18 protein-coding genes and 3 pseudogenes are annotated in these 17,987 nt (G+C 63.8%); 12 read left to right on the top strand and 9 right to left on the bottom strand.

All coding sequences use genetic code 11. The features are described 5' to 3' along the window. The first annotated feature begins 64 nt into the window (after nucleotides 1-64). The gene (locus tag H516_RS22855) at nucleotides 65-1,192 is read left to right on the top strand and encodes a type III PLP-dependent enzyme domain-containing protein (protein WP_051138657.1); all 1,128 of its coding nucleotides are present in this window, start codon (nucleotides 65-67) and stop codon (nucleotides 1,190-1,192) included. Between the two features lie 32 nt (nucleotides 1,193-1,224). Continuing rightward, a pseudogene (locus tag H516_RS0102505) lies at nucleotides 1,225-1,698 on the top strand (DnaB-like helicase C-terminal domain-containing protein); the annotation flags it as partial. Between the two features lie 227 nt (nucleotides 1,699-1,925). On the opposite strand, the gene H516_RS17870 reads toward H516_RS0102505, so the two are convergent. Further along, on the bottom strand, nucleotides 1,926-2,603 hold the full coding sequence (locus H516_RS17870; protein ID WP_022888147.1) for a DAK2 domain-containing protein: 678 nt from the start codon (nucleotides 2,601-2,603) through the stop codon (nucleotides 1,926-1,928). A gap of 13 nt (nucleotides 2,604-2,616) precedes the next feature. Continuing rightward, nucleotides 2,617-4,506: a dihydroxyacetone kinase subunit DhaL gene (dhaL, locus tag H516_RS22850; RefSeq protein ID WP_084620207.1), complete on the bottom strand. Its 1,890-nt coding sequence runs from the start codon at nucleotides 4,504-4,506 to the stop codon at nucleotides 2,617-2,619. A 71-nt stretch (nucleotides 4,507-4,577) separates the two neighbouring features. On the opposite strand from dhaL, the gene H516_RS0102490 reads away from it, so the two are divergent. From H516_RS0102490 to H516_RS0102480, 3 genes are all read left to right on the top strand, one after another. Next, a complete protein-coding gene (locus H516_RS0102490) occupies nucleotides 4,578-5,330 on the top strand; it encodes an IclR family transcriptional regulator (protein ID WP_022888145.1) in 753 nt (250 codons plus the stop codon). 248 nt (nucleotides 5,331-5,578) lie between these two features. Beyond that, a complete protein-coding gene (locus H516_RS0102485) occupies nucleotides 5,579-6,334 on the top strand; it encodes an MIP/aquaporin family protein (RefSeq protein ID WP_022888144.1) in 756 nt (251 codons plus the stop codon). 58 nt (nucleotides 6,335-6,392) lie between these two features. Further along, nucleotides 6,393-7,448: an alpha/beta fold hydrolase gene (locus H516_RS0102480; RefSeq protein WP_022888143.1), complete on the top strand. Its 1,056-nt coding sequence runs from the start codon at nucleotides 6,393-6,395 to the stop codon at nucleotides 7,446-7,448. 128 nt (nucleotides 7,449-7,576) lie between these two features. Here H516_RS0102480 and H516_RS20855 read toward each other — a convergent pair. Continuing rightward, nucleotides 7,577-7,997: pseudogene (locus H516_RS20855) on the bottom strand (ATP-binding protein); the annotation flags it as partial. Between the two features lie 152 nt (nucleotides 7,998-8,149). Between H516_RS20855 and H516_RS0102465 the strand changes: the two are divergent. From H516_RS0102465 to H516_RS21505, 6 genes and pseudogenes are all read left to right on the top strand, one after another. Continuing rightward, nucleotides 8,150-8,878, top strand: a complete 729-nt coding sequence (locus H516_RS0102465) for a GntR family transcriptional regulator (RefSeq protein ID WP_033196746.1) — start codon at nucleotides 8,150-8,152, stop codon at nucleotides 8,876-8,878. 78 nt (nucleotides 8,879-8,956) lie between these two features. Beyond that, a complete protein-coding gene (locus H516_RS0102460) occupies nucleotides 8,957-9,862 on the top strand; it encodes an ABC transporter substrate-binding protein (RefSeq protein ID WP_022888141.1) in 906 nt (301 codons plus the stop codon). A gap of 3 nt (nucleotides 9,863-9,865) precedes the next feature. After that, nucleotides 9,866-10,801 carry an amino acid ABC transporter permease gene (locus tag H516_RS17860; RefSeq protein ID WP_022888140.1) on the top strand — a complete coding sequence of 312 codons (936 nt, stop codon included), beginning with the start codon at nucleotides 9,866-9,868 and terminating at the stop codon, nucleotides 10,799-10,801. A gap of 1 nt (nucleotide 10,802) precedes the next feature. Continuing rightward, the gene (locus tag H516_RS0102450; protein WP_022888139.1) at nucleotides 10,803-11,591 is read left to right on the top strand and encodes an amino acid ABC transporter ATP-binding protein; all 789 of its coding nucleotides are present in this window, start codon (nucleotides 10,803-10,805) and stop codon (nucleotides 11,589-11,591) included. A 36-nt stretch (nucleotides 11,592-11,627) separates the two neighbouring features. Beyond that, nucleotides 11,628-12,761 (top strand): NAD(P)/FAD-dependent oxidoreductase, encoded by a 1,134-nt coding sequence (locus H516_RS0102445; RefSeq protein WP_022888138.1) that lies wholly within the window; start codon nucleotides 11,628-11,630, stop codon nucleotides 12,759-12,761. 279 nt (nucleotides 12,762-13,040) lie between these two features. Beyond that, nucleotides 13,041-13,170, top strand: a pseudogene (locus H516_RS21505) (CoA-transferase); the annotation flags it as partial. A gap of 160 nt (nucleotides 13,171-13,330) precedes the next feature. Here the strand turns inward: H516_RS21505 and H516_RS22475 are convergent. The 5 genes from H516_RS22475 to H516_RS0102420 all read right to left on the bottom strand — a co-directional run bounded on the left by H516_RS22475 (nucleotide 13,331) and on the right by H516_RS0102420 (nucleotide 16,147). Continuing rightward, nucleotides 13,331-13,534 carry a hypothetical protein gene (locus tag H516_RS22475; protein ID WP_211217056.1) on the bottom strand — a complete coding sequence of 68 codons (204 nt, stop codon included), beginning with the start codon at nucleotides 13,532-13,534 and terminating at the stop codon, nucleotides 13,331-13,333. A 217-nt stretch (nucleotides 13,535-13,751) separates the two neighbouring features. Continuing rightward, nucleotides 13,752-14,153, bottom strand: coding sequence for a YciI family protein (locus tag H516_RS21500; RefSeq protein ID WP_169513486.1), 402 nt, complete (start codon nucleotides 14,151-14,153; stop codon nucleotides 13,752-13,754). A gap of 286 nt (nucleotides 14,154-14,439) precedes the next feature. Beyond that, entirely contained in the window at nucleotides 14,440-14,730 is a 291-nt protein-coding gene (locus H516_RS21495) for a DUF4287 domain-containing protein (RefSeq protein ID WP_084620198.1), read from the bottom strand. Between the two features lie 4 nt (nucleotides 14,731-14,734). After that, nucleotides 14,735-15,322 (bottom strand): dihydrofolate reductase family protein, encoded by a 588-nt coding sequence (locus H516_RS17850; RefSeq protein WP_022888135.1) that lies wholly within the window; start codon nucleotides 15,320-15,322, stop codon nucleotides 14,735-14,737. A 9-nt stretch (nucleotides 15,323-15,331) separates the two neighbouring features. Then, nucleotides 15,332-16,147, bottom strand: coding sequence for an alpha/beta fold hydrolase (locus tag H516_RS0102420; protein WP_022888134.1), 816 nt, complete (start codon nucleotides 16,145-16,147; stop codon nucleotides 15,332-15,334). Nucleotides 16,148-16,257: 110 nt separating this feature from the next. On the opposite strand from H516_RS0102420, the gene H516_RS17845 reads away from it, so the two are divergent. Further along, on the top strand, nucleotides 16,258-16,983 hold the full coding sequence (locus H516_RS17845; RefSeq protein ID WP_022888133.1) for a TetR/AcrR family transcriptional regulator: 726 nt from the start codon (nucleotides 16,258-16,260) through the stop codon (nucleotides 16,981-16,983). Between the two features lie 205 nt (nucleotides 16,984-17,188). Here H516_RS17845 and H516_RS0102410 read toward each other — a convergent pair whose 3' ends face one another. After that, nucleotides 17,189-17,986 carry an alpha/beta fold hydrolase gene (locus tag H516_RS0102410; protein ID WP_022888132.1) on the bottom strand — a complete coding sequence of 266 codons (798 nt, stop codon included), beginning with the start codon at nucleotides 17,984-17,986 and terminating at the stop codon, nucleotides 17,189-17,191. Nucleotide 17,987 lies beyond the last annotated feature (1 nt).

Below are 17,987 nucleotides of genomic sequence, written 5' to 3'. Positions count from 1 at the left end.
TTCGCCAGTCGATGTCGGCTCGCAGGGGTGGAACGCACTCGATGGAGGGCTGGAGCTTCCCGCGATGGTCCTCAAGCCGGAGATCATCGCCGGGAACATTGCGGCGATGAGCGCCTTCTGTCAGAACGCAAACGTGCTGCTTGCGCCGCATGCCAAGACGGCTATGTCTCCCGAGATCACGGCACTGCAGATGGACGCCGGAGCGTGGGCGATGACCGCCGCGACGCCACACCAGGTGCGTGTTCTGCACGCCTTCGGGGTCCAACGCATTCTCCTCGCCAACGTCCTGGTCGATCTCCCAGCAATTGCCTGGGTGCGAGATCATGTGCTCTCCGACCCGAGCAAGGACTTCCTTTGCTACGTAGACAGTCTCGCCGGGTTAGAACGGCTGGAGAATGCCCTCGCCGGAAGCGGCCATCAGCGTCTGGGCGTTTTGATCGAGCTCGGCTATCGACGGGGGCGAACCGGATGCCGCACGATCGACGAAGCCCTCACGCTGGCGCGTGCCGTCAGCCGTTCCGACGCGGTCTGGCTCGCCGGCATCGCTGGCTTCGAGGGGCTCATCCGCGGGTCCTCGGAGAATGCGCCTATCTCCGAGGTCGATGCCTTCCTCGACCACATGCACGACTGTCTGGTGGCACTGCATGACGACGGACTCTTCCCCGTTGAACCACCCATCGTCAGTGCAGGTGGCAGCTCCCACTTCCAGCGGGTCGTTGAGAAGTTGGGTCCGACGGCGTTCCCGCTCGCCGTCAGAACCGTGCTGCGCAGCGGGTGCTACGTCTCGCACGATCACGGACTGTACGCTGAGACCTCACCCCTGTCGTGGAGCTTGACGAATCCCACGGGGCTGCGTGCCGCGCTCGAACTGCTTTGCTCCGTGTGGTCGCGACCGGAGCCGGATCTCATCATCGCCGGCTTCGGTCGACGCGATGCGCCTACTGACGATCGGATGCCGGTCGTTCTTCGCAACCACTCGGCACCGCAATCGGACGACATGGCAGGGTACGAGGTCGTCGGAGTGAATGACCAACATGCATTCATCAGAGTACCCGCGCACAGCCTCGTTGGAGTTGGAGATGTGCTGGGCCTCGGTGTGAGCCATCCCTGCGGGGCGTTCGATCGATGGCGGTTCCTCCCCCTCGTCACCCCCGACTACGATGTCGTCGGGGGTGTCACCACCTACCTGTAAGAGTTCCGGGCTCTCAGAGCAATCAACACCGGCCCTTCTACATCGACGACTCCCCCAACATGACCCTCGTCGAGATCCGCGCGAAGTGCCGCCGTCTGAAGCAGCGCGTCGGCCTCAAGATGGTCGTCATCGACTACCTCCAGCTCATGACGAGCGGCAAGCGCGTCGAGAGCCGCCAGCAAGAGGTCTCGGAATTCTCGCGAGCGCTCAAGCTGCTCGCGAAAGAGCTGCAGGTGCCCGTCATCGCGCTCTCGCAGCTGAACCGTGGCCCCGAGCAGCGCGCCGACAAGATGCCCGCCATCAGCGACCTGCGCGAGTCGGGCTCGATCGAGCAGGACGCCGACATGGTGATCCTGCTGCACCGCGAGAGCGCCTACGAGCGCGACAGCCCTCGCGCGGGCGAGGCCGACCTCATCGTGGCCAAGCACCGCAACGGCCCGACCCGCACGATCACCGTGGCGTTCCACGGGCACTTCTCGCGCTTCACCGACATGGTTCAGGGGTAGCCGCTCGCCTGTAGGTTCTCGCACAACCTGTCATTTTCTCGATGAGATGTCACGCAGACGGCAAACTGACAAGTCGATGAGAAGCGAAGCCTCACCGATATGGAGGATGCCGCGGCATGAAGCCGACTCCCGCGGGCCAGGCGTTGGTGTAGGAGTCGGCTTCATACGGTCAGCAGTGCCCTGTGGGGCATTGCCCGGTACTCCGCGTCAGCGGAGGCTTCTGCGAGTCAGCTCGCGAAAGCGTCCAGTCTTGCGAGTGGTGCACGTTCTTCGAGCGCCCCGGTCGCGATGGCGCCGGCTTCAAAGAGCATGGCGATCGTGACCGCGCCTGGGTCGAGGACACCGCGCGCGAGTTCTCCGACGTAGCTTGCGCGTCCACGGGATGCGATGAGGGCTCCGGTGGATTCCGCGCCGACCCACGCTGCCGAGGCGGCGGACGCGAGCGCCTCAGAGACAGCCCCGCCGTCGTTCGCGGATTCAGTCAGCGCGGCGGCGGCAGGCGCGAGCGCATCGATCATCGTGTTGTCGCCGACCTTCGCGCCGCCTAGTTTCTGGATGGTCGCAAGGCCGGCCGCGACGCCAGATGCGAGTTCGACGGCGGTGGCGCCTGTGGGCGTCGCCGACTTGGAGATGTCCCTCAACCACATGCCAAACAGCGGTCCACTTGTCCCACCGGTCGCAAGGAAGCCTTTGGACGCGGCCGCGAACACGGTCACGAAGGTCGCCGAATCGCGGGTGGGGAGCGCATCGGAAGTGCGTCGCAGCGCGGATGCGATGTTCGTGCCGAAGTCGCCGTCTCCGGCGAGGCGATCGAGGTCGGTGAGCCGGTCCTGTGCTTCGGCGAAGCGGAGGGTGAAACGGTTGATCCAGTCGAAGGCGCTTTGGCCGGTGATGAGGTTGGTCATGGTTCGCGATTCCTTACCAGGTGAGGGCGGGGGTGCGGACCGGGGCGTCCCACGCGCTGATCAGCGCGTCGTCGGCCACGGTGAGGGTGACGGATGCGCCGTGCATGTCCAGTGAGGTGACGTAAGAGCCGACGAGCGAGCGGGCGATGGTGACGCCGCGGTCTTCGAGCAGGTTGTGGACGTGGCGGGCGATGATCGACAGCTCGAGCGGGTACGCGCCGCCGAGACCGTTCACGATGGCGATGACCGACTGTCCTCGCTGGAGCTCGAGCGCAGAGGCGAGCGGGGAGACCAGCTGCTCAACGAGTTCGTCCGCTGTGGCGAACGGGATCCGGGACGTGCCGCGCTCACCGTGGATGCCGACGCCGAACTCGACTTCGTCGGCGCTGAGCTCGAATGCCGGCTCGTGGCGGCCGGGATGCGTGCAGCCGTCCAGGGCGAGCGCGAGGCTGCGCGAGCGGGAAACGACCTCGCGGCCGCGGGATGCGACTGTCGCGAGGTCGGCACCGGATTCGGCGAGTGCTCCGCAGACCTTCTCGACCGTGATCACTGCAGCGGTGCCGCGTCGACCGGGCCCATCGCCGGCGCTGTCAGAGGCGAGGTCGTCGTCGACTATGACCGATTCCATCGGGATGCCGTCATCACTGACCAGCTCGGCGGCGATCTCGAAGTTCAGGACGTCGCCGGTGTAGTTCTTGACGATGTGCACGACGCCAGCTCCGCTGCTCGCGAGCCGTGTTCCGGCGAGGACCTGCTCGGAGGTGGGACTCGCGAAGACCGCACCGCACACCGCCGCGTCGAGCATGCCCCTGCCGACGAAGCCGGCGTGGAGCGGCTCGTGGCCGGAGCCGCCTCCGGAGACCAGACCTACCTTGCCGACTGCTGGCGTGGCACGGCTGATCACGTTCGCCGTCGCATCGAGGGTGAGGTGGGACGGGTAGGTGCGGACGAGGCCGTCGAGTGCCTCTGCGATAACCGAGTCGGGGTGGTTGATGAACTGGCGGCGGGTTGTCATGGCTGCTCCTGATCGTGATGGTTGGACGAGGAAGGGGAACGTTGAGGCGTCCGTATCGGCACGGCGGGCAAACGAGTCTGCGAGCGAGCGGACGAGGATGGCTGCGGACGCGGCTCCGGGATCGATGTGATTCGCGCTTCGATCCCCGAGGTAGCTCGCGCGGCCCTTGCGTGCGACCAGAGGGAAGGTGGCGTCGCGGCCGGCCTCCGCGGCCTTCGCGCTAGAGTTCAGCACCGACTCGAGGCGCGAACCGTCGGCGGCTGCGGCGGATGCGGCCTTGGACGACGGCAACAGGGCATCGACCATCGTCTTGTCGCCGGGCTCGGCCCGACCGCGCGCGATGACGGCCTCGACGCCTGCGGCGAACGCGTTCGCGAAACCCGCAGCGTCCAGTGCGGCGGACGCTCCGTTGCCCGTTCCCATCGCTGAGATGAAACCGCCGAACAGTGGGCCGCTCGCTCCGCCGACGGCGGCGACAAAGGCGGCCCCGCAGGCCCGGAGCGCCGTGCCGACGTCCGCAGGCGCATCGCTCTCAAGTGTCATTCGCATCGCCAGCGCGCCGCGCGCCATGTTGACGCCATGGTCACCGTCGCCAATCGAGCTGTCCAGTTGGGTGAGGAGCCCGGCCTGGTTGCGGATGTCCCGGTCGAACCGGGCGATCCACGCGACGAGGTCGTCAATGCTGAGCGTCTCGGCGGTGTTCACGTCCGTGGCCCCGGCGTTGCGACTGCGTGCATACGCAATGCTCCCGCCGTGTTGGCGAACCTTGCAATGGCGTGGCTGCTGCCCCGAGCGCGCATTTGCTCTCCCTTGAACTGAAAACTTCCTGCATAATCGAATTACATTCGATAATGTCGAATGGTGCACGACGATGAAGCACGATGTCAAGTCGTGCGAGACAATTGCGTGGCGTCGCTATGCCGTCGGTGTATCGCAGCTTCAGCTGGAGGAGGGAACGCGTGATTCAGTCGATCGACCGTGCCGCGAAGATCCTGGCGTTGCTGCAAGGGGCGAGGCGACTGGGCATCGGCGAGCTTGCGGCGGGTCTCCAGCTTCCGCCCTCGACTGTGCACGGCATCGTGAAGTCCTTGCAGGCGCACGGTCTGGTGGTCCAAGAGGCGGTCGGGAATCGGTACATGCTCGGGCCGGCCCTGCTCAAGCTCTCCAGCGTGTACCTCGACACGCTGGACGTGCGGGCCCGAGCCATGCGGTGGATGCACGAGCTCTCGCGACGCACCGGCCTGGCCTCGCGACTCGGCGTCGAGTCGTTCGGCGAGGTGATCCTGATCCATCACGACCGTCGACCCGACGACACCGAACAAATGCCCGAGACTGGACTGACCATCCCGAGCCATGCGTCGGCAATCGGCAAGGTCCTGCTCGCCTACAGCGATGAGCACGCCGCGGACGTTCTCGCTCGACCGCTCCGAAACCTAACGGCAGACACCCTCACCGACCCGGACAAGTTGCGCTCGGAGTTCCCACTGATCCGCCGAGACGCGCTCGCGACCGAGAATGAGGAAGCGGTCATCGGAGAATCCTCGATGGCAGCGCCGATCATCGACGGTCATGGTGAGGTCGTGGCTGCCGTCGCGATCGTCATACCCGCCAACGAATGGCCACCGGCGGACGCCACCGCGAACATCCTCCGAGAGACCGCACGCAACATCTCGCGCGAGCTCGGAGCGCGCTCCTGGCCGCCATCAGTGTGACCTGAGCCTGGTTCCGCCTGGCTCCGTCGCCACATGACCGCGGTTGCCGGCATCATCCGCCGCCGGTCAGCTGCCAGCGATCCACCGGACGCTCAGCAGCGCTCGTCGCCGCGGCACATTGGTGGGGCGGAGTGGTTGACAGCACGCCCACGGATCTCCTAACCTGCAACCCATCTGTTCGACATTGTCGAATTAGATTCGGGATGATCGTTCATGGTGGACGGTCTCGCTCAAAGGAGAGTGATGTGATGGATGAATCCACGCTGGGTCAGAAAATGCTTTCTGAGGCCATTGGGACGGCCCTATTGGTGTTCGTCGGTGCCGGATCGGTGCCCGCAACACTGCTGTTGAACGGTGACCGCGGAATATCGATGGCAGATCTCGGGGTGATCGCGTTGGCCTGGACCTTCGTGGTGATCGCGCTGGTCTACACCCTCGGGCACGTTAGCGGGATGCACGTGAACCCCGCCGTGAGCCTCGGGCTCGCGATCTCCCGGCAGATGCCGTGGCGATTCGTTCCCGCGTACATGGCAGCGCAACTTGTCGGTGCGGTCGTTGGCGCATTCGGGATTGCGGCCGTGCTCGGGTCGGGTGCCGTCACAGTCGGCCTCGGATCAACGGTCTACGGGCCGGGGGTGTCTCCGCTCGCTGTCGCCGGCGCGTCCTGCCTGGGCACGTTCGTGCTGGTATTCGTCGTGCTTGGGGTGATCCACCGCAAAGCGGCCCCCGGTTTCGCGGGGATCGGCATCGGAACCGCGGTGGGTGCCCTCGTTATCGTCCTGGGTGCCAGCACAGCGGCATCTATCAACCCCGCGGTGAATTTCGGGCCGATGGTGGTGCTGCAGATCTTCGGCGGGAGTGTGCCGTGGGAACAGCTGCCGGTGTATGTCATCGCACAGCTCGCCGGTGGCGCGGTGGCGGCCTTCGTCTTCCAGCTCTTGCCTCCCCGACCGCAGGTCGCCACCTCCCTCCAGCCCAGTGAGGTCGCGAGCCTGGACGCATGATCGACCGGTACGCCCACCCAACGCACCCCAACGAACTTGCACCTAGGAGCCAGAACCCATGATCGAGAACACCTTCTACACCGATGAATCCACGCAAGGAAGATACGAACTCTTCGACCTCGGCGATCTCCTCGTCGAGGAGAATGCCGAAACGCTCCGCGGAGCCACGCTCGCGTTCCGGACCCTCGGAGAACTGAACGCCAACAAGGACAACGCTGTCCTCGTCACGACCTGGTTCTCCGGAACAGGCAAGGTCATGGAGGACGTCTACATCGGCCCCACGCACGCACTGGATCCGCGAAAGTACTTCATCGTCATCGTCGACCAGATCGGCAGCGGCACCTCGTCATCCCCGCACAACACCCCCGGCGCGCAATCGATGGCCAAGTTCCCGCAGGTGCGAATCGGTGACGACGTCCGAGCGCAACACAAGCTCATCACCGAGCATCTCGGCATCACCGAACTCGCCCTGGTCGTGGGCGGATCTATGGGCGGCCAGCAGGTCTACGAGTGGGCAGTGCGCTATCCCGACATGGTCAAACGTGCGGCGTCGATCGCCGCCACCGCGAGAATCTCGCACCACCAGGTCACGTTCACCCAAGCCCTGCAAGAAGCCCTTACCTCCGATCCGCGCTGGAACGGCGGGTGGTACCAGGACGGAACCGACGTGCGCGACGGCATGGATCGGATGGCGAAGATCGTAGCCACCTTGGGATGGAGCCGAGAGTTCTACCAGGAAGAACGGTGGCGCACCATCCTCGGCATGTCCTCGCCCGACGACTTCATCAACGGAGTCATGAAAGCGTACTTCGAGCCCATGGACCCGAACGCGCTCCTCACTCAGATCTGGAAATGGCAGCGCGCCGACGTGTCCCGACACACAGGTGGCGACCTCGCGGCCGCCCTCCAGCGAATCCAGGCCAAGACGATGATCATGCCGATCAGTCACGACCTATTCTTCCCGCCGAACGAGATGGAAGCCGACGCCGCTCTAATCCGAGACGCCACGGTGCGAGTCATCGAATCGAAGGAAGGACACTTCGCGCTCAACGGATTCGAACCGGCGTACATCGAGCAGGTCGACACGATTCTGCGTGAACTCCTGAGCCACTAGCTTTCTCGCCTCGCCTCGCCTTCGCCCTCGCCGCCCTTGCCCTGCGGTTTTGGGAGGCACTGCACTTGTAGTGCGAGGGCGGGCGGCTGGGATTTGACGATGCTGGAGCATCGTCAAATCCCCCTTATCTATGCGGTTGCTTGTTGCAGGCGTAGTCGAGCCGAGTAGAAGGTGGCGCCGGTTTCAATGATGGTGCCGTTGACGGTGAGCTGGTCGACGATCGCGGCGCACAGCCGCGGGTCAGTGAAGGTCTTCCAACCGGAGAATGACTCGTTCGAGGCGATCGCGACGGAGGCCTTCTCATCGCGTTCGGTGGACCTGGAGTAGCTCGGCGCCGCGTCGGTCGAGTTCCATCCAGTCGAGCTCATCGATGCAGAGCAGATCGACGCGCCCGTAGCGGGCGACCGTGCGAGCGAGCTGCTTCTCGTCGGCGGCTTCCATGAGCTCGTCGACGAGCTTGGTCGCGAGGGTGGGTGAACTTCACCCGCTACCTCTTTTCGGCGGACGCGATCCGAGTCTGATCAATAGGTGGGTCATGCCCGTGCCAGATGCTCGGTCTCGAGATGTAGTCGTCGGGTTGAACGCCTGCAACGCGACCGGCCCATCCGGCGTTGCGCCGAGCCCGCCCGGGTTCTCCGCCCGCAGATTACGTTCGCGTTACGGATATTGACCGGTCATTAAAGAATATGTACGCTCTATTTATGGCTACACCGCAGTATCAGGTAATTCGCGCAGGCCTTGAAGCACGTATCGTGTCGGGCGAGCTCGCGCCCGGCGCGAAGCTCCCGACTGAGGCAGAGCTACAGGCGGAGTATCAGGTAAGCAGGTCTGTTGCTCAGCGAGTTCTGAACGATCTGGCCCAGGCGGGACTTGTGATTCGGCGCAAGCGGCTCGGGACCCACGTGGCTGACGGGGCTCGCCAGGTCAACCTGATGCGGTCAGTTGACCCACGAATCGGGGATGCCAACCTTCCGGGTCGCATGGACGCCGTCGCTGGTGTTGTGATCCCAGCCGGCAAAGCGTTCGTAACCCTTCCAGGGCTGGACGATCTCGAACCGGTGATCCAGATCACTCGCGTGCGTCGAAATCCCACCGATGACACGCCAACCGTGGTGGAGATCGCGGCGATCCCGTTCTCCCTCACACCCGAGCTGCTCGAGGAGTCTCTGGAGGACGTCTCCGTCCGCGCATACTTCTCGGCTCACGGTATCGAGATTGCACGGTCGCGGATGTACTTCGACCCCGTCTTGCTGGACGAAGAGAATGCCCGACTGTTGGACCTTGCTCCTGGCATCCCTGTGCTACGGCGCCGCCGCCTCATGTGGCAGTCCAACGGACAGATCGCCGAATCAGCCGCCTACTACCTCAAGCCGGGAGCGATGGAGTTCTACATCGAGTACTCCGACGAAAACCCGTCCGACCCCTCGTAGTCCGATTCGAGACACCCGAAGCAGTACCCACCCGCCGATGCAATGCAACGCCGCATCGCTAATCACGGAGAACATCACATGAATCGCATCATCGTATCCACTGTCGGTGTCGCCGCTCTCGTCCTCGGTCTGGCTGCCTGCGCCAATCCCGAGATCGAGAGCAAGGGCCAGCAGACCGAGGCCGCCGACATCGTCGCGTCCGTTGAGAAGGACAACGAGATCGCGGCACTCCTGCCTGAGGAGTACGCCGAGGGATTCACCATCTCGATCAACACCGACGTCGAACCGATCAAGTTTGTCGACAGTGACGGGAACATCGCCGGTCTGAACCCCGATCTGCTGCGCGCGGCTGCACGTGTGCTTGGCACGGAGGCCGAGTTCGAGGAAGGCACCTTCGACGGGCTCATGCCCGGGCTAGAAGCAAAACGCTTCGACGTCATCGCGTCCGTTGCCGATTTCGTCGAGCGGCAGACTTACATCGACTTCGTCGACTACCTCCGGAACGGCACAGCCATCATCACAACGACGGACTTTGCAGAGGACGAGATCACCCGCGAAGGACTCTGCGGGCTGAGCGTCGGCTACGCACGCGGAACCTCGCAGCAGGCCAGCCTCGAGGAGATCGCTGCCGAATGCACCGCGTCGGGTGCGCCGGAGCTGGAAATCAACGGCTACAACGACACCGGCGCCGGGATTCTCTCCGTGAAGAGCGGCGAGGCTGACGCGTTCTGGGGCGACTTCCCGCAGATGGCGTACAACGTGAAGAAGACTCCCGACACCTTCAAGATCGTCTACGAGGAGCAGAAGAGCATCCTCGGCATTGGCATCCATAAGGACAACACCGGCCTGCGCGACGCGCTCCAGGCGGCACTTCTGAAACTCGTTTCGGACGGCACCTACGACGCGCTCCTGGAAAAGTGGGGCCTCACCGACTCCGCTCTGCCCGGCATGGACATCAACAGCGACATCTCGATGGAGGGATAGTTCGTGAGTAACATCTCCCATCCGACGACGCAGGGGATCTCCACCCAGGAATGGTCTCGTCAGGAACTCGCTTCACTCGAGATCAAGCCGCGCGTTGGTATCGGATTCTGGGTCAGCATTGTGCTGGCCGTCTACGTCGGTCTCGTCCTGATCCAGCTGTTCGTCTTCAACGACAACTGGAACTGGCAGCTCGTGTTCTCATACATGTTCAGTCAGGTCATCCTCACCGGGCTACTCAACACGATCGTCCTCACCGTGTTGACGACGATCGTCGGCCTCGCGTTGGGAATCGTCACCACCTGGTGCCGGATGTCCAAACTGGTCGTGCTGCGCACGTTCGCGATTCTGTACATCTGGCTGATGCGGGCGATGCCTCCGCTAGTGATGCTGCTCCTCGTGTTCTTTTGGGGCGCCCTGGTTCCGACGTTGAGTTTTGGCATCCCATTCGGCCCCAGCCTGTTCGACGTTCCGACGAACGAGGTAATCTCCCGATTCAGCGCTGCGATCATCGGGCTGGCGATCTATCTCGGCGCATACTCGGCCGAGGTCTTCCGTGGCGGCGTCCTTGCGCTGCAGTCCGGCCAGTTCGAAGCGTGCAAAGCGCTCGGGCTGCCGCCGATCCGCGCGTACCAGAAGATCCTCGGCCCGCAGCTGATCCGTGTGATCACCCCGTCGATGGCGAACGAGGTCATCACGATCTTCAAGAGCACGTCCCTGGTGTCCGTCATCGGCTACACCGAGCTCCTGACGACCGTGCAGACCATCTACGCGCGGAACTTCGAGACCATCCCGCTGCTGACGGTCGCGGTGATCTGGTACCTCGTGCTTACCTCGTTGGCGATGTTCGGTCAGTCGCGTCTCGAGAAGCGGTTCGGCCGCGGATTCGCGCGCCGCAACCTGTCGAGCAAGGCGAAGCAAGTGGATCTGGCAGGAGCGTGAGATGAGCGAGACAACGAACCCGAATGCGCCGCTACTCCAGCTGGTCAACGTCAGCAAACACTTCGGTGAGCTACGGGCGGTCGACAACGTCAGCTTGGACATCTTCGCCGGCACGGTCACCTGCATCGTCGGACCGTCCGGTTCAGGGAAAAGTACCCTCTTACGGACTGTCAACATGATGGAGACCATCGACGGCGGGGCGATCTTCCTGAAGGGGCAGATGATCGGCCACGAGGTACGTCACGGACACCGCGTTCCCGTAAGTAACACTGTCGCTCGACGACAGACGCTCAACTTCGGAATGGTGTTCCAACACTTCAACCTATTTCCGAACTATACCGCCATCGAGAACGTCGCCATCGGCCCTACCCTGCTTCGAAAGGCGAGCAAGAAGGCTGCGACCGCGGCCGGGCTTCGCTATCTCGAACAGGTCGGCCTCGCGGACCGGGCCGACCATTATCCGAGCGAGCTGTCCGGCGGTCAGCAGCAGCGAGTCGCGATCGCTCGAGCGTTGGCTATGGAACCTCAGATCCTCCTGTTTGACGAGCCCACAAGTGCTCTGGATCCGGAACTGGTGAGTGAGGTGCTCTCGGTGATGCGCGGTTTGGCGGCGAACGGGTCCACCATGCTCGTGGTCACCCACGAGATGCGGTTCGCCGAGGATGTCGCTGACGAAGTCATCATGATGGACGCCGGCAAGGTCATCGAACGCGGGATCCCGGCCTCTCTCCTGCACAACCCGACAACCGAACGAGCGAAGAAATTCTTCGCATCTGTCGGGACGCTGTGAACCATCGAATCTCCATCATCAGAGGAACCAGCAGGAATGAAGAAGCCCACAGTCATCGTTGTCGGCGCGGGAGTGATCGGGTGCTCACTTGCAGCCGAGTTCGCTCGAAGGGGCGCGACGGTCGCAATCATCGATGCCGCAGAAGCCGCATCAGGCACAAGCGCGTCGACCTTCGCCTGGATCAACGGCAACGACAAGTCCCCTGAGGAGTACAGCTTGCTCAACTTCCTCGGGGTGCAGGCATACGAGCGCGAGGCACAACGCGGGGGGCGGTGGTTCCACCAAACGGGCATGATCCAAGTCGCACAGTCCGACCAGGAAGCCCAGACCCTCGAGACCAACGTCGCACGCATCGCGTGGGAGGACTACGGCGCCCGCGTGCTCACGCGCAACGAAGTGCTCGAGCTCGAACCCTCCCTTGACCCCACGCGCATCACGGGCGGGGCAATCTACCCCCGCGAGGGATGGGTTGATGTTGAGACGATGTGCCTGAGTCTTCTTGATCGGGCGATCCAGTCCGGGGCCACCTTCCTTCCGTTCCGCTCAGTCGCCGCCGTCGAGCAGAGCCATCTCGTCACCGTCGCCACAGACGGTACGACACAGCGACACGGCGCCGATGTCATCGTCGTGGCGGCAGGCAACGGTACAAGAGGCATCCTCGCTAATGCAGGGATCGATTTCCCGCTTCTGGATCCGGCGGAGAACGCCGAAGGGGCAGGCGAGCCGGGATCATCGGTCGGCATCATCAGCACCACAGGTCGCGTCCAGTCCGGTATCCGGCATTTCGTCCGCGCCAACGGGATCGCGCTACGACCCGCACGCAACGGCGGAATCACCTTCGCTGACCACCCGACCGGCGGAAAATGGGCGAAGACCGACCCGCAGGTTTGGACGGTGCCAGGCATCCTGCTGGAGAGGGCACGTGAGCTGTGCCCCGCGTTGCGGGACGTCGCGGTGGAATCAGTGCATCTTGGCACTCGTGTACTTCCGAGGGACGGGCTGACCATCGCGGACTGGGCAGATCGCGACCGTTCCATCTACGCGGTTGCCACTCACAGCGGGGTAACTCTGGCGCCGCATCTCGCCACGACGGTCGTCGACGAAGTGCTCGATGGAGTGCGTCACGACTCGCTCGCGCCATTCGGACTCGCTCGATTCGCTGCCATCTAGATCTACCCGCTGGGCACTGCCCTGAGCGCCGCGTTGCAGCCTCCGGGGCATATTGGGGGCTGTAGGAATGTGCCATTTTTCGTGGAATCCGGCGTACTGAATCGATGACATGTACCGCGGATTCGTGGCCTCACATGCCAGGTCGGCGCGGAACCTACATCGCCGCCTGTAGGTTCCGCGGGAGTATGTCATTTTCCGCGAGTACTTGTCACCTACTTGTCATTAATGACAATTGCCGCGGATTCCGGCCGCCCATCTATCGATCTCCCGCGGCCGGCCGTGCCCGGCAAGATGATCAAGGGCATGGGCGGTGCCATGGACCTCGTGAACGGCCGAGCGCGTCATCGTGGTGATGGAGCACGTCGCGAAGGACGGCTCAGCGAAGCTCGTCGAGCGGTGCACCCCGCCGGATCCTCGGCTGGGATACCCCACACGACCGCTTCACTGCGCTCATCAACGAACCAATTCAGAGCTGAGTGTTGCGACGACCGTAGAAGGCGCCCCGTTTCACTTTGGAGCACATGGGGTCCGTGGTCAACCCTGGGACGGCGGTCAGCCTGTTTCGACCCTCAGTGCAGGGGAATCGCGGTGAGCGGGTTGCCGGTGTCGACGTAGAGGACTGCACCGGGCACGACAGCACGTCGCAACCGCGTGATGGCGTCGGGGTAGAGCTTCGGATGCCGTCCGTCGAGCGCGCCGACTCGGCACGCGAACGCGATGTCGAAGAGCGGCACTCCAGCAGGCAGTCCGAACTCTTCGACTGGCGCGCACAACGTGGAAAGTGTTCCCGCATCGATCTCGCGGCGGCACGCTCGCCGTGTCTGCGCGATGCCTGTCTGGGAGCGATCGAGCACGAGAACATGCCCGGCCGGGCCCACCTTTTGCAGCAACTGCGCGGGCCGCGGCGCCCGGGGCACCGCCGACTTCGAGCACCCTCATCCCCGGCGCAAGAGGGAGCGCGTCGACAACGGCGTGAAGGCGGGAGAAAGGTCAGGCATGCGACGCCCCCTCGCTCGTGGGCGCTGGAATGACGCCTGGGATACCCGGAAGTGGCATGAGCGCTCGCACGGTCATGTGCGCGCTTGCAGCATCTGGAATCAGTGCCGCAAAGCGTTCGGCCTCCGTGAGGTCAGCGGCTCGAATGAGGTAGAACCCGGCGATGGGCTCGGCGTCAACGGCAACCGCACTACTCGATGCGTGGCCGCCTCTGACTTCTACCCGTCTCGCATGCGCAGGATCATCGAATGGAGAGCACGCGATCAAGACACCTTCAGACCGCAGCTTCTCGATTGCTGCCGCGCGGTCGCGGAGGGCGGCATCCATCGCCTCATCGTCGAGGTCGGCCCAGCCATCGGGATCTGCATGGACGAAGAGCACAAAGTTGCCGTTCATCGGTCCATTCTCGCCGGACATTGACCGACCTGGCGATGATTTGGTGGGAATCGGCGTAGCACTTGGACGTTCGACACGCCTCGCGCGCGATAACCGACACCAACACCTTGTCGGCGAACCGTGTCGGTTGCGAACGACATCCGGGGAAGGCGTGCCCCCCGGACTGAAGACGTCATGCGTCCATCCTGCCGAAGGCCGTGTGCCGAACCTTAAACTGTCCGAAACCGGTACTCGACCCCGTTGCGGACGACTTCATGATTGAGAGCGACCCACCCGGACGGAATCGTCACGCGGACCGGTTATTCTTTCCGTCTAGCCACAGTTCAGTTGACTCGTCTCGATGAGTTCCGTCCGAGCCGACATGTTTTTCGCTGATGGTGGGTCCGTTCTTGATGACGTGAACCATGGCCATCGCATGTCCGCGCCCGAGTGCGTAATCCTCCTTGAGCCAGTCGACGATGGCTCCGGCCTTGACCGGAGGTTCGTCCAGTCCGCGTTCATGTGCCAGCGCGAGGAGTTCTCGTGGCGTGAGGCCGGTCTTGTCTTCGATCGTGTCGAGGTATGCCTGGAATGACATCGTTCTAGCTCCTTATGTCTTGGTTGGCTGGTTCGGTACTCGGTTCTGGGCGCTGATAGATGAGGTCGAGTACGCCCGTCGAGAAGGGGGTGCACCGCCTGAGGTCGAATGTGATGGACTCGAGGCCGCGGCCATGCGTGAACAGCTGTTCGCCGTGGCCGAGCACGATTGGATGAATCATGAGCTCGAGTTCGTCGAGCAGTTGTTCCTGGATGAGCCAGCGCACGAGGGTGATGCTTCCGGCGACGGCGATGGTTGCGTCTGTCTCTGCAGTGAGGCGCGTCAGTTGCGTTCGCAGGTCGACGTCAGTGACGGAGGTGTTTCGCCACGCGGGCGCGTCGATACTTGAAGAGGCGACGAGCTTCGGCATCGAATTGATGCGCTGTGCAAGGAACTCCTCGTCTGGCCGGTTCGGCCAGGAACTGGCGAAGGTCTCGTAGGTCGCCCGACCGAGTAGAAGGGTATCGGCGCGCGTGAAGAAGGCTGAAACCGCCGCCATCATCTCGTCGTTCAGGAACGGGAAGTGCCACTTCTCGGGTGCTTCGACGACGCCGTCGAGGGAGATGAACAGTTGTGCAGTGATGGTTCCCATGGCGATTGCTCAGTTGAGGAAGAAGTCGGCAATGACGGGACCGAGTACGGCGGGATCTGCTTCGTGGGTTTGCTCGGGGAGCGTGCGCCGTTCGGCGTTGTTCAAGTGAGATGTGATCGCGTCGGCTCCGGTGCGGAACATGGAGGGACTGGCGCCACCGTCCAGCACGAGTGCGGGCACCGAGATGGATGTCAACGATTCGACAAGCAGGTCGTCGAGTCCGTGCCCGCTTTGGCTGTCGCCCATGATCGCAGCGTCATACACGAGCGTCGCAGCCCCGGATTCCATCAGTGGCCAGGCCGGCATGGCCTTCATCGGCGCAAGGTACTCGGCGGGAATGCCGACCACGTCGGTGTTGAAGAGATCGATGGCGTCGGAATTGCGGCCGGCTGCGACGATGGATTTCAAACGGGAAGCATAGTCAGCTGGGATCCCGTACCCCTCCACCATCACCGGCGCCTCGTACACGGCGACGGCCAGGACGCCATCGATCTTCGCGGCCGATCGCAAGACGAGCACCGCCCCGGACGAGATGCCGTAGACGTATGCGCTGCCGCCGGCGGCGGCCACCATCGCCGCAAGGTCCTCGGTCTCTCGTGCCGGCGCGTAATTGCCTGCATCTCCGCTCTCATTGCGCCCGCGGCGATCGTAGGTGAAAACGGTGAAGCGGTCGGCGAGGTGCGTGGCCAGGGCGGGGAGTGGGCCGAAGGCGCGGCTGCATAGGGCGCCGTCGACCAGCACCAAAGCGGGGCCATCGCCCGTCACGCTGTAGGCGATGCGTGTTCCGTCTGCTGAGGTGACGGTCCGGGATTCAGTCGTGTTCACGGGTGTTCCTTTCGTTAGCCGATCCAAGTGGTCGGCGTGCGGTACCTGACGGTACTAGACGGTACTGTACCCATCGAGTACGGTACTGTCTAGTACGAAGGAGGCTGGCAATGCAACTCGACAGTGAAGACGTCCCCATGTCTCGGCGAAGTGAGGAAAAGCGACAGCAGATCCTCGACGCAGCCCTCACGGTGTTCGTCGCCAACGGTTATGTGGGCACGAGCACCGACCAGGTCGCTGCGGCAGCCTCGGTGTCCAAGCAGACGATCTACAGGTACTTCGCCGACAAGGAGGGGCTCTTCACCGCGCTCATCACTGACATCGGCGACCGCATCCATAACCCGTTCGACGACCTCACTCAGGCGATGCGTTCCGCTCAGGATGCCGAATCGGCGATCAAGCTCCTTGCGGAGCAGTTCACCCGTTCGATCATGAATCCACGGGTGCAGGAGATCCGACGCCTGGTCATCGCGGAGGCCGCCCGCTTCCCAGATCTTGGGCGTCTCTACTGGCAACGAGGATTCGAGAGAGTGCTCGAATCGGTGGCGACCTGTCTTCGGCTCGTGGCCGAGCGCGGGCTGCTGTCCATTCCGCAGCCAGCGATCGCTGCGCAGCACCTGACAGGAATGCTGCTGTGGATTCCGAGCAACCGAGTCATGTTCTGCGGCCCCGGGCACGCGCTCGAAGGGGACGAGCTGACAGGCTCCATCGAGTCCGGAGTCAGAGCCTTCATCGCCGCCTACCTTCCCGAAGCAAAGGGCGCTCAGCGGTTGAGTTCGTCTGATCGCACGGCATCGAAGGCAGGGCATCCTGAGGTCAGCGCCCCACGCCCGTGAAGTGCCCGCGCTGGTGGTCGACGCGTTCCGTGTCGTGTCCGCCGTCGGCTCTCGATTGCTCGCCGCCGAGACACGTTGCTCCGCGGGCCGCACCATCGACAGGCGGGAGCAGGCGTGGCGCCCCCGGAGCCGTGACTGCGACGAGGGAAGGTCTTCGTCAAGGTTCGCACCCGATGTCGCCGAGTGCTCGTGAGCGGTTCTCTCATTACGCGAGTTCGCTCACCTCGCGCACGGCTTTGGCGATGGCCGGTGCGTCCTTCTTCAGGATGGCGCCGTGGTTACTGGGGACCTTCGCGGCGAGTTTGATGTTCGGGTTGCCGGCAGTGACCCGATCAAGGCTGGCGCGAATGCGTTCCTGCTCATCCCCGCGGCTTCCGAACGAGGTCCCCGAGCCGACCACGTACCGCGTGGGCACCGAGATGCCGTCGAGCACGGGGCTAAGCTCGCGTGCGCGTGAGAGCCGGCCGAGTTCGATGTTGCTCTCGGCTTGCTGCGCGGCGGTCATCTGCGGGAGGAGGCCCAGCGGTCGCAGCGCGGGCCTCAGCCAAGCGAGCCGTCGGAACAGCATACGGATCCGCTGCTCCATGGCCCCGTCGAGCCAGTCATGCGGAAACGCGCCGTCGACCAAGACAGCCCCCAGCGCCTGTTCCGGGTTGCGGCTGGCCCAGTGCGCTGCGACGACCGCGCCGTAGGACCACCCGACCAGCAGCGCCCGCTCGACCCCCCTGGCTTCGAGAATGACGTCGACATCGCGGACGGCGGCCTCGAAGGAGTAATCGCTCGACGTCCTCGACTTGCCACGAGCCCGCTCGTCGAAGGTGATGTGCCGGAAATCGGGACCGAGCTCGGCGATGACCCGCCGCCAGTACCGCTGGGTGGCGAACTGACCGTTGCAGTAGAGCAGCGGGATGCCGCTGCCGCCGCTGTCGCTGACGGCAAGCGCCGTGTCGTCGATCGGGACCATGCCGGTCCATGCCGCGATGCGTGCGGTCGCAGAGGTCATA

Origin of the sequence: Agromyces italicus DSM 16388 (assembly GCF_000421545.1) — a bacterium.
Classification (GTDB): Bacteria; Actinomycetota; Actinomycetes; order Actinomycetales; family Microbacteriaceae; genus Agromyces; species Agromyces italicus.
This window is presented reverse-complemented; position numbering and strand designations above follow the sequence as displayed.

Coding starts and splice junctions, on each gene's coding strand:
- H516_RS21495 (WP_084620198.1), bottom strand. CDS start 14,730: ATGTCATTCCAGGCATACCTCGACACGATCGAAGACAAGACCGGCCTC.
- H516_RS0102445 (WP_022888138.1), top strand. CDS start 11,628: ATGAAGAAGCCCACAGTCATCGTTGTCGGCGCGGGAGTGATCGGGTGC.
- H516_RS0102460 (WP_022888141.1), top strand. CDS start 8,957: ATGAATCGCATCATCGTATCCACTGTCGGTGTCGCCGCTCTCGTCCTC.
- H516_RS0102410 (WP_022888132.1), bottom strand. CDS start 17,986: ATGACCTCTGCGACCGCACGCATCGCGGCATGGACCGGCATGGTCCCG.
- H516_RS21500 (WP_169513486.1), bottom strand. CDS start 14,153: ATGAACGGCAACTTTGTGCTCTTCGTCCATGCAGATCCCGATGGCTGG.
- H516_RS0102465 (WP_033196746.1), top strand. CDS start 8,150: ATGGCTACACCGCAGTATCAGGTAATTCGCGCAGGCCTTGAAGCACGT.
- H516_RS0102485 (WP_022888144.1), top strand. CDS start 5,579: ATGGATGAATCCACGCTGGGTCAGAAAATGCTTTCTGAGGCCATTGGG.
- H516_RS17845 (WP_022888133.1), top strand. CDS start 16,258: ATGCAACTCGACAGTGAAGACGTCCCCATGTCTCGGCGAAGTGAGGAA.
- H516_RS22855 (WP_051138657.1), top strand. CDS start 65: ATGGTCCTCAAGCCGGAGATCATCGCCGGGAACATTGCGGCGATGAGC.
- H516_RS17850 (WP_022888135.1), bottom strand. CDS start 15,322: ATGGGAACCATCACTGCACAACTGTTCATCTCCCTCGACGGCGTCGTC.
- H516_RS0102450 (WP_022888139.1), top strand. CDS start 10,803: ATGAGCGAGACAACGAACCCGAATGCGCCGCTACTCCAGCTGGTCAAC.
- H516_RS17870 (WP_022888147.1), bottom strand. CDS start 2,603: ATGACCAACCTCATCACCGGCCAAAGCGCCTTCGACTGGATCAACCGT.
- H516_RS0102480 (WP_022888143.1), top strand. CDS start 6,393: ATGATCGAGAACACCTTCTACACCGATGAATCCACGCAAGGAAGATAC.